Source organism: Nibribacter ruber (assembly GCF_009913235.1).
Taxonomy (GTDB): Bacteria; Bacteroidota; Bacteroidia; order Cytophagales; family Hymenobacteraceae; genus Nibribacter; species Nibribacter ruber.
Genome location: NZ_CP047897.1, coordinates 2,201,996 through 2,216,974, shown reverse-complemented (window position 1 = coordinate 2,216,974; position 14,979 = coordinate 2,201,996). Strand labels below are relative to the sequence as shown.

Here is a 14,979-nt window from a genome sequence, read left to right as displayed (position 1 = left end):
AATTCTTAATATTAATCCTTCAACCCACAGGCCAACCCGTACCATGAAACCCAAGTACCTTCTTTTGCTGCTGCTGCTTATTCCCGTAGACTTCCTGTCATACACGCAGATAGGAGCGCTGCTCCGTCAGCCTTCCAACACAGCCGTGCTGTTTGGAGTGTTCTTTCTGGTAATACTGCTGGCGGGCAATTTCATCATCCTAAGATTCCTGCTCTCCAACATAAAACGCTCTTGAACCACCGCCTCTTTACCGGGGTACTTTCTGTGGACTCATTCAATCTTTGGTATTGCTTTCATCTAACGCTGTGCGGGAATTTGCCGGTATTCTTCTAAAACCTGCCGTGAGTCAAAGCACAATCATGCCTAACCTAAACCAGCGGCCTTACGTCTTTATCCAAAGGGCCGCTGGTTTTTTGTAGCCGGTGGTTTGATTGATCACATCTTAGTGTAAACGATTTATATGGACACGATACGCAGATTCTCCAGCAACTCAGAAGAAGAACTTTGGCGCCAACTCACCCTGGACATCGCCCGCGATAAAAACCTCACCAGCTACTCGGCGCAGCTGCTGCTCCATGATACCGAAGTGTTTCTGGACATTGACATAGACCTGGGCGGCGGGTTTGAGGGAGGCTCCTCATCCACCACCTTCATGGCACCGGTGCCTACCAGTGTGCCGCTTCGGTTTGCCCTGCATGAGCAGAACTGGATGAGCGAGATCGGCAAGTTCTTCGGGATGGGAGACGCCCAGCTGAACTTGCCAGACCTGGATGATGCCTTTGTGATAAAAGCAAACGACCCACAAGCGCTGGCGGCGCTGCTATCAGATGCCAAGGTGCGGGAAACGTTGCTGGAGCATTCTAACTGTGAGTTAAAATTAAGCGTGGATCATGACGAGCCAGATGCCACCCCGTTCCTCACTTTCTCTAAAGACGACGCCATTCTGGACATGGTCAAACTGCAGGATGTCTACCGCATGGTGCTGACGCTGGTACAAAAGCTAAGTCCGCCAGTTACTAGCACTACAGGGTTTGACAAGCTGTAAACAAGCCATTCTGTCTGATTATGTTAAATACGGCTTAATTGTTTCTGTCATATTTTCCGGAAAACAGGCCAAAAACGGTTCGGTACCTCATTTGCTTTATCGTCGTAGAAAACCAATAGACTACTCAACAACGACATAGAGCTATGAACTTTAATAATTATACTATCAAATCACAGGAGGCCGTGCAAAAGGCCACTGAGATTGCGGGGGGCAACCAGCAGCAGGCCATTGAAACCGGCCACCTGCTCAAGGGCATCCTGCAAACCGACGAGAACGTCACCAATTTTTACCTCAAGAAGCTGGGCATTAATGCCAATCAGTTCGGCAACCGTCTGGACGAGATTGTGACCGCCTACCCCGTGGTTACCGGCGGAAGCCCCTACCTGAGCAATGATGCCGCTGCGGCCTTGCAGAAGGCGACTTCCTATTTAAAGGAGTTCGGGGATGAGTATGTGGCCATTGAGCACTTGCTTTTGGGCTTGCTGGCCGGCCGAGACAAGGTAGCCACGCTCATGAAAGACAACGGCATCACGGAGAAAGGTTTGAAAGCCGCCATCAAAGAACTGCGTGGAGACTCTAAAGTAACCGACCAGAACGCCGAGGCCAAGTACAACTCCCTCAAGAAATACGCCATTGACCTGAACGAGCAGGCACGCCTGGGCAAGATTGACCCCGTGATTGGCCGTGACGAGGAAATCAGACGCGTATTGCAGATTCTGAGCCGTCGTACCAAAAACAACCCTATTCTGCTGGGTGAGCCGGGCGTGGGTAAGACTGCCATAGTGGAAGGCCTGGCTCAGCGCATTGTGTCCGGTGACGTGCCCGAGAACCTCAAGTCCAAAACCATCATGAGCCTGGACATGGGTCTGCTGGTGGCCGGTGCCAAATACAAAGGAGAGTTCGAAGAACGCCTCAAAGCCGTTATCAAAGAAGTGGTGGACTCAGAAGGGGACATCGTACTTTTCATTGATGAGATTCACACGTTGATTGGGGCCGGAGCCGGGGGTGAAAGCGCCATGGACGCCGCCAACCTGCTCAAGCCAGCCTTGGCGAGAGGTGAGTTGCATGCCATTGGGGCCACCACGCTCAAAGAATACCAGAAGTACTTTGAGAAGGACAAGGCCATGGAACGCCGCTTCCAGGCCGTAACGGTAGATGAGCCCAGCATCCCAGACGCCATCTCCATTCTGCGCGGTATCAAAGAAAAATACGAGTTGCACCATGGCGTACGCATCAAGGATGACGCCATCATTGCCGCTGTGGAACTCTCCAGCCGCTACATCACAGATCGGTTCTTGCCAGACAAGGCCATTGACCTGGTAGATGAGGCTGCTTCTAAACTGCGCATTGAAATGGACTCTCTGCCGGTAGAGTTAGACGAGGTGCAGCGCAAAATCATGCAGCTGGAGATTGAGCGCGAAGCCATCCGGAGGGAGAATGACAAGGAGAAAGAAAACCTGCTCTCCAAAGAGATTGCGGACCTGAGCGAAACCCGCGACAACTTGCGTGCCCAGTGGCAAAGTGAAAAGCAGGTGATTGAAGGCATTCAGAAGGAGAAGGAAGCCATTGAGCAATATCGCCTGGAGGCAGACCATGCGGAACGCGCCGGTGATTACGGCCGTGTTGCCGAGCTGCGCTACGGCAAGATTCAAGAGGCAGAAGCCCGCCTGAAGCAATTGCAGGAAGAAGTGCAGCAGCAACAGGACGGTGCCCACATGCTGCAAGAAGAAGTGACCTCTGAGGACATTGCTGAAGTAGTGGCCAAATGGACGGGCGTGCCGGTAAATAAAATGCTGCAAAGCGACCGTGAAAAACTGTTGCACCTGGAAGAAGAACTAGGCAACCGCGTAGCCGGTCAGGAAGAAGCGATTGCAGCCATTTCTGATGCCGTGCGCCGGAGCCGGGCAGGTTTGCAGGATCCTAAGCGCCCTATCGGGTCGTTCATCTTCCTGGGTACTACCGGGGTAGGTAAAACCGAGCTGGCGAAGGCCTTAGCCGACTTCCTATTCAACGATGAGAACGCCATGGTGCGCATTGACATGAGTGAGTACCAGGAGCGCCACGCGGTGAGCCGATTGGTAGGAGCGCCTCCGGGCTACGTGGGCTATGACGAAGGTGGTCAACTGACCGAGGCCGTGCGCCGGAAACCATACTCTGTTATTTTGCTGGACGAGATTGAGAAAGCGCACCCAGACGTGTTCAACATCCTGCTGCAAGTTTTGGATGACGGTCGCCTGACGGATAACAAAGGACGCGTGGCCAACTTCAAGAACACTATCATCATCATGACGTCCAACATTGGGGCCAACATTATCCAGGAGAACTTCCAGGATTTGGATGAGAAGAACCCAGAGCCTACCATTGAGCGCACCAAGGAGGAAGTATTTGAGGTCTTGAAGAAAACGCTTCGGCCGGAGTTCCTGAACCGCATTGACGAGCTGATCATGTTCCGTCCGTTGAGCTCCAGAGAAATCCGGAAGATTGTGGACATCCAGTTCCGTCACATTCAGGAGCGTCTGGAAGACTCCGGCATCAGGCTGGAAGCCACCAATGAGGTGCTGGACTTCCTGGGGCACGAAGGCTACGACCCGCAGTTTGGGGCCCGCCCATTGAAGCGTGTGCTGCAACGCCGCATCTTGAACGAGCTGTCCAAGTCCATCCTGGGCGGTGACATTAGAAAAGATGCCGTAGTAGAAGCGGTGCTGGACCATGACCAGATTAAGTTTGTAAACATTGACATTGATCTGCCTGTTGACAGATAAGAATGAATGATGCATAAGAAAAGGCGCCGGAGGGAATTTCCCTTTGGCGCCTTTTCGTTTATACTTGGCTGTAAATCGTTTTTGGCTTGTTTTGATGAAAAGAGGCTAAAAACGGTTCTTGGCACAGACGCTCGCAATTCCTGCTGGACGCTACGAGGTCTCGAGCAAAGGCACTTATTGATTGGAACAAACCTGTCATCCCCCTACCCCCTTCAAAGGGGGACGGTATACGCAGGTTGAGGCTGGCGCCTCATGGGATTGCAAATCCCCCTTTCCCAGAGTCCGGGATTGCAAATCCCGCACAGCGCAATAGAGCATGAGTGTGGTAGGTAAGATAGGCAGTTGAAAACTGCCCGCCACGGTGGGTCCAAGTCATAAACTTGAACCAGACGCGGGAAAGCAGATTAACCAACCTGTGCGCAGCACGAATGACTCTGCACAGACAGCCAAGGCCATTGCCCGAAACCAGCTAACCAAGCATCCAACGAAAACAGAATGGAACCGAAACCAGTCCTGGTCCTGAGCGCCTCTGGTGTTTGTGCGCCGCGGCCAGCGGCGGCAGGGACAAAGTCCCACAAACAACAGCAGTGCGAAGGGACAGGACGGGGCCCCGCGGCCGTGAGCGCTTACCGGAAGAAATGAAACAAGGCAGGTGGTCCGCACCGGAGGGAAGAGGCTACGGAGGAAAATCCAACTGCGTGCCTCCAAACCATCTTAATTGACAAAGTAGTCTAAGTAGTTGGTGAGAACACCAACAGCGGCGGGCGTAGTACTCAATGTAGGTGAACTCCTGCAGTAACCAGTGATAATCAAAGAATGAAAATCAATCCACTAAAGATCGTTTTTGGCCTAATTCTCAGGAAACAAGCCAAAAACGGCAAAACCAAGGGTCGCATTTGCAGGAACGGCGGCTTTTCCTAAATTTGTCAGCTTCGTTTCAAACCCAACCCTCCAGGCAGTGGCTTCCATCTTTTACACGTACCTTCAAGTAGGCTTCCATCATATCTTCAATCTGCAAGCGTATGACCACATGGTGTTTGTGTTGGCCATGTGCGCGTTGTACACCGGGCAGGAGTGGCGAAGGATTTTAGCCTTGGTTACCAGTTTCACGCTGGGGCACTCCATCACGCTGGCGCTATCTACCCTGGAAATCATCACCTTCAACACGGCGCTCATTGAGCTCTTGATTCCCATCACCATTCTGCTGGCTTGTCTGCACAACTTCACGCAGCTGGGCAAGGGCAAACGCAAGGGATCGGCGGTCTGGACCTGGGGGAATTTCTTCGCGGTGGCCTTCGGGTTGATCCATGGCATGGGCTTCTCCAACTACCTCAAATCATTGCTGGGCAAGGGCGAAAACATTGTGCTGGAGTTGTTTGCGTTCAACGTGGGCATTGAGCTGGGCCAGTTGCTGATAGTGGCCTTGATTTTAGTGATAAGCGCCATCCTGGTGAGCGGGTTTCGCGTAGCTAGAAGAGACTGGGTGCTGGGCGTGAGCGCCGCCGCGGGAGCCATTGCGTTGATGCTTATTCTGGAGCAGGAACTGACGGCCATCTTCTAAACGGCACGCCGCTAATTGCTGAATTCATCCTTTCCGAAGCGGTGGTTTTGCCAAGCCAAAGATGCGGGCAAAGCAAGAACATTGGAATGCTAGAACAAGGCTGCGCCTGTGCCTTCACCTGGCGGGTCTTCTCTGAACAGACACACATTTGGAAGCTCTTTCCGGATAAATAAAAGGTGGTATGCTGGCTGAGTCCTATAGAGTGTTGCAGGTTCCTTTGGGCGCGCAGATGCCCGAGGTGCGGCGTGCCTACCGGCAGCTAGTCTTGCAATACCACCCAGACAGAAACCATGCGCCAGGTGCCAATGAGATGTTTTTGCGGGTGCAGGCGGCCTATGAGTTTCTGCAGGGGTACCATTCCCAACCAGCGGCCTTCTACAAACCTCCCGTTGCCTCACCTCCCTCTGCCAAATCCAAGGCCGAGCAGGACTGGGAGAAATACCAATACGTGTACGAGCCGCCCGCAGACCCCAAGGAATTTGCCGCCTGGGCCGAGGTAGGGAAGGAGCGGGTTCGGCGTCAGGCCAAAAAAGACCATGAGATGTACATTCTGCGCACGCTGGCCATGAAAGCCAAATGGTGGTACCCACTGGCGCGTTTGGTGAGCTATCTAGTGCTTTGTCTGGGAACAGCGTTTGGCTTGGCGGTGTTGTTGACGCCCGTCATGTTTGGGTGGGCCGGGTACTTTTATTACAGTTACTACTACCGGTTTATCCTACTGGGGGTGATCATTATGCCCATCGGGTGGAGAGTGTTGCAGATGATGAAAGATTTGCGCCAGGACATCAAGTACTACTTCGGGGAAGACCTGCCGGCTTCAAAATTATAGCCGGCCACGCGGGTATTTCTTTGTTTTTGGCCAATAAATCCCTTATTTGCTCTTTCACACTACCTCAAACTCACAAACATTTAGAATGAAGAAGTTCGTACTCGCTTCGGGGCTGCTGTTGAGCGCTTTTGCCCCGGTATTAGCGCAGGAAACCATTGATAAGTCCAAATTCAGGCAACTGGCCCAGGAATTGCCCACTCCCAACACCTACCGCTCTGCCTCTGGCGCGCCCGGGCATGAATACTGGCAACAACGCGCCGACTATACCATCAAAGCTGAACTGAACGATGACAACCAGTCCCTGACCGGATCTGAGACCATCACCTACACCAACTTGTCGCCAGACGTGTTGACGTATCTGTGGGTGCAGTTGGACCAGAACATCTTTGAGAAAAACTCCATGACCAGCCTTACGCGCACCAACTCGGTGCCGGCGCGGGCGCCGTTCAGCACGGCAGAGGCTTTGGCAGAGCAGACCTTTGACGGCGGTTACAAAATCAAATCGGTGAAAGATGCCAACGGCAGAGCCTTGCCGTACACCATCAACTTTACCATGATGCGCATTGACCTGCCTCAGCCCCTAAAGCCGAAGCAGTCTGTGAAATTCTCCATTGACTGGACCAACCTCATCAATGACCAGAAGAAGCAGGGCGGCCGCGGCGGCTATGAGTTCTTTCCTGAGGACGGAAACTACGAGTACCAGATGGCACAGTGGTTCCCTCGTATGGCCGTGTATGATGACGTGAATGGCTGGCAACACAAGCAGTTCCTGGGCACGGGTGAATTCGCGCTTCCGTTCGGGGATTACAAAGTAAGCCTGACTGTTCCTTCTGACCATATCGTGGCTTCTACCGGTGAGTTGCAGAACGAAGACGTACTTACCTCAGCGCAGCGCAGCCGCTTGGCACAGGCCAAGAAAGCCAATAAGCCAGTCCTGATTGTAACGCCTGAAGAAGCTTTGAAAGCAGAGAAGTCTAAAGCAAAAGGCAAAAAGACCTGGACGTTTGTGGCCAAAGACGTGCGTGATTTTGCCTGGGCGTCTAGCCGCAAGTTCATCTGGGATGCCATGAACGTGAACTACGCCGGCAAGAACACCATGGCCATGAGCTTCTACCCCAAAGAAGGTAACCCGTTGTGGGGCCAGTATTCCACCGAGGTAGTGGGTCATACCATCAAGACGTACTCAAAGTTCACCATTGACTATCCGTATCCAGTGGCCATCTCGGTGCACGGCGCGGTAGGTGGGATGGAATACCCGATGATCTCGTTCAACGGCGGCCGTCCAGAGAAAGACGGTTCCTATACAGAGCGGACCAAGTACGGCATGATCTCCGTGATTATCCATGAGGTGGGTCACAACTTCTTCCCGATGATCATCAACTCTGATGAGCGTCAGTGGACGTGGATGGATGAAGGCTTGAACACCTTCGTGCAGTATCTAACGGAGCAGGAGTGGCAGCGGGATTATCCGTCTAGCCGCGGCGAGCCCCGCAACATGACCACGTACATGAAAATGGACAAGGCCATGCAACAGCCTATCATGACCAACTCTGAGTCCATTTCGCAGCTAGGAAACAACGCCTACGGCAAACCAGCCACGGCTTTGAACATCTTGCGTGAGACCGTGTTGGGCCGCAAATTGTTTGACTACGCCTTTAAAGAATACGCGCGCCGTTGGGCCTTCAAACACCCAATGCCGGCAGATTTCTTCAGAACCATGGAAGATGCTTCTGGCACCGACCTGGATTGGTTCTGGAGAGGCTGGTTCTATACCACAGACTATGTAGAGCAGGAGTTGACCGGCGTGAAATGGTACTCAGTAGACACCAAGAATCCGCAGGTAGAAAACGCCCGCCAGAGGACAGAGATCAATGCCGCGCCCAAGAGCTTGTCACAGCAGCGCAACCTGCAGGATATTCCTAAAACGCTGGTAGACGTGAAGCCAGAATTGAAGGACTTCTACAATACCTATGACCCCTTGGCAGTAACGCCAGAAACCCAGGCTGCTTACCAGAAATACGTGCAGGCCTTGAGCCCAGAGGAGAAGGCTATCCTGGAGAAAGGCCTGAACTTTTATGAGGTAGGTCTGCGCAACAACGGTGGTCTGGTAATGCCCGTGGTGATGCAAATGACGTTCTCTGACGGTACCAACCAGATTGTACGCATACCAGCAGAAATCTGGCGCTACAATGAGCAGGAAGTGACCAAAGTGTTCGTGACGGAAAAGCCTGTGGTGAGCTTCGTGCTGGATCCGTTCCAGGAGACCGCTGACATTGACATGAGCAACAACGCCTACCCGGCCCGCATGGCACCAAGTCGCTTTGAGTTGTTCAAGCAGCAGCCACAAGGTGTAACGCCTAACCCACTGCAGAAGCAAATGCAACAGCAGCGCCCGCAGGGCAATCAGTAATTTTCGTTTTTGGCCTGTTTTCTAGAAATTAGGCCAAAAACGACTTAAAACAGGAAAGCCCATTCTTTACAGGAATGGGCTTTTTTTTCGATTGCATTCGCTTGGTTGAAATACTGAGCCAGGCTTCAAAATTCAGACAAGAGGCTGTTTGACTTATGGTGCTCAGTGCTATAGCATTTGTAAAATAACTGCTTTGTCGATTTTGGCTTGTTTTCTTGGAAATAGCCTAAAAACGGTAAACCGATTGCCTTGCGCATGAACGTCTGTGTTTTAGGGAAGGACTTAAATTGCCATGTTATAGATACTATTTGAATAAGCGATTGAGCCAATTCCAAGAAATTCATTGTAAGGTTCTGAGAAATCATTTCTAGGCTTTCCTAGATTCAACCCTACCTTCTTTCCTAGATTCAACCCTACCTATTTACCCGCGTATAGGCCAATACCAACTAAAAGAACCTATACCGATATGGCTAAATTAAGAACGCTAGAAGACCTGTTTGAACACCAATTGAAAGACCTTTACAGTGCCGAGAAGCAATTGATAGAGGCACTTCCTAAGATGGCCAAAGCCACCGAAGATGCAAAACTGCGGCAGGCTTTTGAAAACCACCTGGAAGAAACCAAAGAGCAGAAAGCCCGCCTGGAGAAAGTATGCGAGCTGGTAGGCATCAGCCCGGGCCGCATGAAGTGCAAAGCCATGGAAGGCCTGGTAGAAGAAGGCGAAGAAACCGTGGAAGAAGACGCTGAACCAGAAGTAAAAGACGCTGGTCTCATTGCCTCTGCCCAGCGCATGGAACACTATGAAATTTCTGGATACGGTACCGCCGCCCACTACGCAGAGCGCCTGGGCCATGCAGAAGCTGCCCAACTCCTGAGGCAAACCCTGGAGGAAGAGCAAAAAACAGACACCCTTCTGAACAAACTCGCCAAAGGCTATATCAACCAGAAAGCTGAGTAGCATCAGAAATATCATTAAAAAAAAGCCTGCCTTGTAATAGGGCGGGCTTTTTTTGTTGGGGCAACCCTTGCAGGGTAAGAGGATGGAGATTTTATGATTGAGTGGATGATGGACCTTTCATCCTCTGCTCAGTGGGGAAATTGGAAAAGGGCAGCAGTCACAGCTTTCAGAAGAGAGGTTTCCTGTAACTACTTTATAAAAAAAGGCCCAACCTGGTAAATGGTTGGGCCTTTTTACTTTATATAGCTGTGGGTTTACTGCTTCTTCTTAAAATCGCCGCGCTTGATGGACTGGATGACTTGGTACCAGGCAAACGGGTTGAGGAGCGGGTTGGTGGCCCCAGGGTTGTAGCCGCCACGGCGTAACATCTGCTGGTTTTGCAGCTGCATGTAGTTCTGGTGGTTGGCATTGGCGTCCATGGGCGTGTTTTTGTACATCTGGGCCAGAATCTGGGCGCTCATGGCGGTCTGCTCGTCAATGTCTTGTGAGGGTAGTTTCAAGGCCAGAACCGCCTGCGTGAACTCCCGGAAGGTGGCGTACGGGAACACTCTGATCTCAGGTAATACCGTTGGGTCTTCCAGCATCTCAATGATTACAGAATAGCTCTGCTTTTCAAAATTGGCCGGAATGATGATGGACTGCTTGGAAAAGCCAATGGAGCTGATGACTACGCTGTCGCCGGCCAGTACCGGCAGGGAGAAAAAGCCGTACTCGTTGGTGTTGGTGCCTCGGCCGGCCTTGGGCACATACACGCTGGCGCCCGGTATGCCCAAGAGGCTGTCGCCGGCGGCTACTACGCCCGTCAACTGAATTACTTTTTTGCCGCCCTGGGCTTGTGCCGTAGAAGAAGTGAAACCCCAGAAGAAGCACATGAGCGCGGCGAGTGTGAAAACAGAGCGCCACCTGCGGCTGAGAGAATCAGAAAAAAAGAAAGAGAAAGTCTGCATTGAATAAGATCGTTTACAAGTATAGCCTTATTTGTGGTACTTTGTGCCGCAGGGGGCGTAAATTTGTTTACGCAGCTAGTAGAACATGAGGCTCAAACATTTCAACGTCAGTTTCGGGGAACAAGTATTCAAGGCTATGAGTGATGCTTCGCGCATCAGAATCCTGTACTTGCTTTTGCGCAACAAGGAGCTCTGCATCGCAGACATGGAAATGGTGCTGGACTTCACGCAGACCAAGACCTCGCGGCACCTCATCTACCTCAAAAACGCTGGTCTGGTGTCCTTTAGAAAGCAGGACCAATGGGCCTTTTACGCCATCAAAGACGAAATGCTGGACCTGCTGCAGCAGATGTTCGCCTACCTGGAGAAAGACGCCCAGCTGCTCAAAGACCAGGAAGTCTACCTAACGCTCTACTCTAACCGAGAACTGGCCATTAACCGCCTGCAGCAGCGGCATTTCACGGGTCTGTAGTCTTTTGGGAGCAGACCGAAGGCCACGGGAAATAAAACATTGCCTCTGTGGCTTGGTTTTATCTTAGAACGAAGAACTTTGCAACCCCCGCCTCCGTTCTTGAAGGCCCAACGCGTACGCTCATGAAAAAAGTAAAAACCTACCGCCATATTTTCTTCGACCTGGACCATACCCTCTGGGATTTTGAGAAAAACTCAGAAGAGACCCTGGTGCATTTGTTCCATGCCTTTGAGTTGCACCGCCTGGGCGATTTTACCCTCACAGATTTTTACAAGAAGTACAGTTACATCAACCTCAGGCTTTGGGACTTGTTCCATAAGGGCAAGATTAACCAGCAGGAGCTGCGCGAGAAACGGTTTGTCAAATGCCTGACCGGTCTGGGCGTGGCCGAGAAAGACGTGCCAGAGGGCCTGAGCGAAGCCTACACAGACATTTGCCCTACCAAATCTGCCGTGTTTCCGTTCACGCATGAGGTGCTGGGCTACTTGAAAGAGAAGTATGTGTTGCACATCATCACCAACGGGTTTAAAGACGTGCAGGCCATCAAGCTCAAATCCTCTAACCTGACGCAGTATTTCTCTGAGGTCATCACATCTGAGTGTGTCAACTGTACCAAGCCAGACCGCCGCATTTACCAACATGCCCTGGAGCGCGCTGGCGTAAAGGCTAGCGAGAGCCTCATGATTGGCGACAACCTGGAGGCGGATATTTTAGGCGCCATGAACGCAGGCCTGGACCAAGTGTTCTTTAACCCTGAGCGCAAGCGCATTCCCTTGCGGCCTACGTTTGAGGTGGCCTGCCTGAGCGAGCTGAAGACCTTTCTATAAAGCCGTTTTTGGCCTGTTTTCATCAAAACAAGCCAAAAACGAGGAACCATAAGAAGCTAGTATTTGTCTATTATTTGGTTACTTTTGCAGGCCTTCGGGCGTATACATAAGAGTGACACGTTCTTTTACACATTGGGGATGACCGGAATTGACAGCTTGAGCAAGCTGGGTGTAAGCATGTCGGGAGTTGGCAGTTTTCCCGTAAATCAGAATTGACCGACTATTATCTGGCGAGTCTAACTACGCCATGGCTGCCTAGTCTAGGTACTAAGCATTTTGCCATTGTCCTGCAGCTCCTCGGTTCGGTGGGGGTTGGTCACAGGGCATCGTAATGCCGATCTAGTGTAGGCCAAGGTGCGGGGTCTGCATGAAACTAAAGCATCTAAGGTGATTTCATAGGCCAGGCTTGGGCCTGGAATCACATGAAAACCAATCCAAGACTAAACATGTAGAAAGCGCTCAAGTTTCCTTGTCTGGACCAGGGTTCGACTCCCTGCATCTCCACAAATCACCAAAATTGAAGCCTGATTATCTAATTGATAGTCAGGCTTTTTGTGTTTGTTCTGAGATTGGTTGTACAAACAATATCTGAAAATGTTTGTACGTTTAAGTTGTTTGTTTGTATAAAGCTATTCGGTGCTTTCTTGGGATAAACTAATTTTATCGCTTTGTTTCCTTCTCCTAAATATGAAGTATATTAATCTTTCAATAAATAAGCCGTAAATGAAATTATTTATAAGTAGCCCAATAAGAAATATGGGACCATTCATCCAATCCCATAGAAGTGTATGTGTTGGAAAGCGTAAGATATAATACAATCGTGCTAGAGCATACCATATCTTGTCATTACAATTGGTTCCTTCATCTTCACCCCAAGCGGCTATAAAAGAAATTACTGTCAAGAAAAAAATGATGGTAGTCCATATGAGAACAGTGTATGGATTGATATTCTTAGTGATTCTCATAATTACCATCTATATCAGGTTCTTTACTCCCTGAATTGTTTGATACTTCTACATCACAAAGCTTTGCAGTTTCTCTGATTGGATATCCATATCTAAGATACTTAACTTCTTGCTTGTATTCTTGAAGCATCTTGGTTTTTCTTTAATGCAATCTTTGAGCCTGCCTAAAACCTGCATCTCCACTTATCAACGCAGAAGCCCCGTCATGCAAATGGCGGGGCTTCTGCGGTATATGCAATTGCGTTGGCAACTTCGCGTGAAGTCCGGCCTGCAAGAAGCCATTCTTATCCTCTACTAACCGGTTATCTTTTTCCTTTTTTAAGCTTGTTGCGCGGCCTTAGTTTAGAGCCGTCATGCTATCCTTACCTCTTCTGAATGTAAGTCTCTTGATGCTATAAGAAGACTTGTTGAACGCTCTTCTGCGGGCTAACAACATTCTGCCTAAATTCCAGTACATTTCTGCATGATAGACTCAGAGCCTTTTTACAAGAAAGCCACTTTAGTGTTACTAGGGATTATTCTTTTGGTGTATGTGCTGTTTACGCTGGCAGATATTCTGGTGCCCATTGCCTTTTCCCTGTTGCTGGCTATCCTGCTCAACCCCTTGAACAATAAGCTCATGCGCCTGAAGGTGCCCAAGGTGTTGTCTATCTTGCTCACGCTCTTGTTTGCGCTCACGGTGCTGGGTATTATCCTGTATCTGCTTTCTTCCCAGATCTTGCAGTTCGGGGAAATGATGCCGGCCTTGAAACTCAAGTTTACCCAGATTTTAACCAATCTGCAGAACTACATGGAGACTACGTTTGGGGTAAGCATACAAAAGCAGACGCAGTTCCTGAAAGATGCGGCCAGCAGTGGCAAAGCCTTGGTGGGCAGAACGGTGAGCAGTGTGTTGGGTATATTCAGTCTGCTGTTTCTTATACCGGTGTACATCTTTTTGTTCCTGCTCTATAAGCCCTTGATTCTTAATTTCTTGTTTGAGGTGTTCTCCTCCAAGAATACACGGTACGTGGCAGATATCCTGCATGAGACCAAGACGGCTATCCAAAGCTACATTGTGGGCATTTTAATAGAAGCATCTGTGGTGGCCGTGATGAATTCTGCGGCCCTGATGCTGCTTGGGGTGCCGTATGCCATTCTGTTAGGAGTGATTGGGGCGATCCTGAATATGATTCCCTACATTGGAGGTGTCATTGCCATTGCCTTGCCCGTTCTCATGGCAACCGTCACCAAAGACGGCTACTCCACCCAGCTAGGCATCATAGGGGCCTATGCTCTTATTCAATTCATAGACAATAACATTCTGGTGCCGCGTATTGTGTCTTCTAAGGTGCAGATAAATGCCTTGATTTCTATTCTGGCTGTATTGCTGGGCGGGGCGTTGTGGGGAGTGTCGGGGATGTTTCTCTCCATACCGTTTGTGGCCGTTCTCAAGATCATCTTTGACCGTCTGGACTACCTGAAACCCTGGGGGAAACTGCTGGGCGACCAGATCCCGGAAACCTATCCGGGGCAAGCTTCTTCAGGGCCTAAAGTGCTCACTGACAAGAAAACCTTCTAAAAGAGAATTGCTTTTGCGGAATGAAGTGCCTGGCCTGTGCCAGGCACTTCTGTTTAGATCTTTTTTGCTACTTCTAGCAATGCCTTGGCTTATCAAATTTTACCAGGAGGGAATATTTGTGAAACCGATCAGATAAGGGTGTTGGATTCATGGTGTCAGCGAAAGGTCAGTAGATGAAAATGGACCTTCGCCTAGTCAACCTGATGGTGCTTCTGCAGAACATGGTTTTCTGGAAACTACTTCTTGACCACCTGCGATAAGTCTGACGGACGGGGTTCAGGTGATGATGAATCTGAACCTTTCTCAATATTTAAAATCCTTAGGAGTGACTTGATCTTTTTCATGGTTTACTACGTAAAACTGGGTAAAGTGCAATATGTTTAATAGCTGTTTTGGTACAAAAGACTGTGTTTTGCCTAGAATAGTAGTTAAATATTGTATATTTCAAACAATGTAATTGCAATTTAAAGTCAAAGTGCAATTTGTCTGTAACCAGGCGTGGGATAGGGCGTTAAAGAGGTATGTAAGCTGAAATGTAAATAAACACAGCTGATTAACCCTAAACGCAACTTAAAATATGAAAATAATTGTACTTCCTATCCAGATTCAGTCAGCCATAACTGACCTCACTTACCAGATCTT

Annotated in this window: 11 protein-coding genes and 1 other RNA gene; 11 read left to right on the top strand and 1 reads right to left on the bottom strand. The window is 50.0% G+C overall.

Annotated elements, in window-relative coordinates; all coding sequences use genetic code 11:
- The first annotated feature begins 43 nt into the window (after nucleotides 1-43).
- From GU926_RS09295 to GU926_RS09265, 7 genes are all read left to right on the top strand, one after another.
- Nucleotides 44-235, top strand: a complete 192-nt coding sequence (locus GU926_RS09295; protein WP_160691196.1) for a hypothetical protein — start codon at nucleotides 44-46, stop codon at nucleotides 233-235.
- 225 nt (nucleotides 236-460) lie between these two features.
- Nucleotides 461-1,045, top strand: a complete 585-nt coding sequence (locus tag GU926_RS09290) for a hypothetical protein (protein ID WP_160691194.1) — start codon at nucleotides 461-463, stop codon at nucleotides 1,043-1,045.
- 143 nt (nucleotides 1,046-1,188) lie between these two features.
- Nucleotides 1,189-3,807, top strand: a complete 2,619-nt coding sequence (clpB, locus tag GU926_RS09285; RefSeq protein WP_160691192.1) for an ATP-dependent chaperone ClpB — start codon at nucleotides 1,189-1,191, stop codon at nucleotides 3,805-3,807.
- 958 nt (nucleotides 3,808-4,765) lie between these two features.
- Nucleotides 4,766-5,368: a HupE/UreJ family protein gene (locus GU926_RS09280; protein WP_160691190.1), complete on the top strand. Its 603-nt coding sequence runs from the start codon at nucleotides 4,766-4,768 to the stop codon at nucleotides 5,366-5,368.
- A gap of 181 nt (nucleotides 5,369-5,549) precedes the next feature.
- Nucleotides 5,550-6,197 carry a J domain-containing protein gene (locus tag GU926_RS09275; RefSeq protein ID WP_160691188.1) on the top strand — a complete coding sequence of 216 codons (648 nt, stop codon included), beginning with the start codon at nucleotides 5,550-5,552 and terminating at the stop codon, nucleotides 6,195-6,197.
- 85 nt (nucleotides 6,198-6,282) lie between these two features.
- Nucleotides 6,283-8,607 (top strand): M1 family metallopeptidase, encoded by a 2,325-nt coding sequence (locus GU926_RS09270; RefSeq protein WP_160691186.1) that lies wholly within the window; start codon nucleotides 6,283-6,285, stop codon nucleotides 8,605-8,607.
- A gap of 466 nt (nucleotides 8,608-9,073) precedes the next feature.
- The gene (locus tag GU926_RS09265; protein ID WP_160691184.1) at nucleotides 9,074-9,565 is read left to right on the top strand and encodes a YciE/YciF ferroxidase family protein; all 492 of its coding nucleotides are present in this window, start codon (nucleotides 9,074-9,076) and stop codon (nucleotides 9,563-9,565) included.
- Nucleotides 9,566-9,819: 254 nt separating this feature from the next.
- On the opposite strand, the gene GU926_RS09260 is transcribed toward GU926_RS09265, so the two are convergent.
- Nucleotides 9,820-10,437, bottom strand: coding sequence for a carboxypeptidase-like regulatory domain-containing protein (locus tag GU926_RS09260; RefSeq protein ID WP_160691182.1), 618 nt, complete (start codon nucleotides 10,435-10,437; stop codon nucleotides 9,820-9,822).
- A gap of 160 nt (nucleotides 10,438-10,597) precedes the next feature.
- On the opposite strand from GU926_RS09260, the gene GU926_RS09255 reads away from it, so the two are divergent.
- The 4 genes from GU926_RS09255 (at nucleotide 10,598) to GU926_RS09240 (ending at nucleotide 14,337) form a co-directional block, all read left to right on the top strand.
- Nucleotides 10,598-10,984 carry an ArsR/SmtB family transcription factor gene (locus GU926_RS09255; RefSeq protein ID WP_160691180.1) on the top strand — a complete coding sequence of 129 codons (387 nt, stop codon included), beginning with the start codon at nucleotides 10,598-10,600 and terminating at the stop codon, nucleotides 10,982-10,984.
- Nucleotides 10,985-11,106: 122 nt separating this feature from the next.
- The gene (locus GU926_RS09250) at nucleotides 11,107-11,811 is read left to right on the top strand and encodes a YjjG family noncanonical pyrimidine nucleotidase (protein ID WP_160691178.1); all 705 of its coding nucleotides are present in this window, start codon (nucleotides 11,107-11,109) and stop codon (nucleotides 11,809-11,811) included.
- 134 nt (nucleotides 11,812-11,945) lie between these two features.
- Nucleotides 11,946-12,318: a transfer-messenger RNA gene (gene ssrA / locus GU926_RS09245) on the top strand.
- A 921-nt stretch (nucleotides 12,319-13,239) separates the two neighbouring features.
- Nucleotides 13,240-14,337, top strand: a complete 1,098-nt coding sequence (locus GU926_RS09240; protein WP_160691176.1) for an AI-2E family transporter — start codon at nucleotides 13,240-13,242, stop codon at nucleotides 14,335-14,337.
- Nucleotides 14,338-14,979 lie beyond the last annotated feature (642 nt).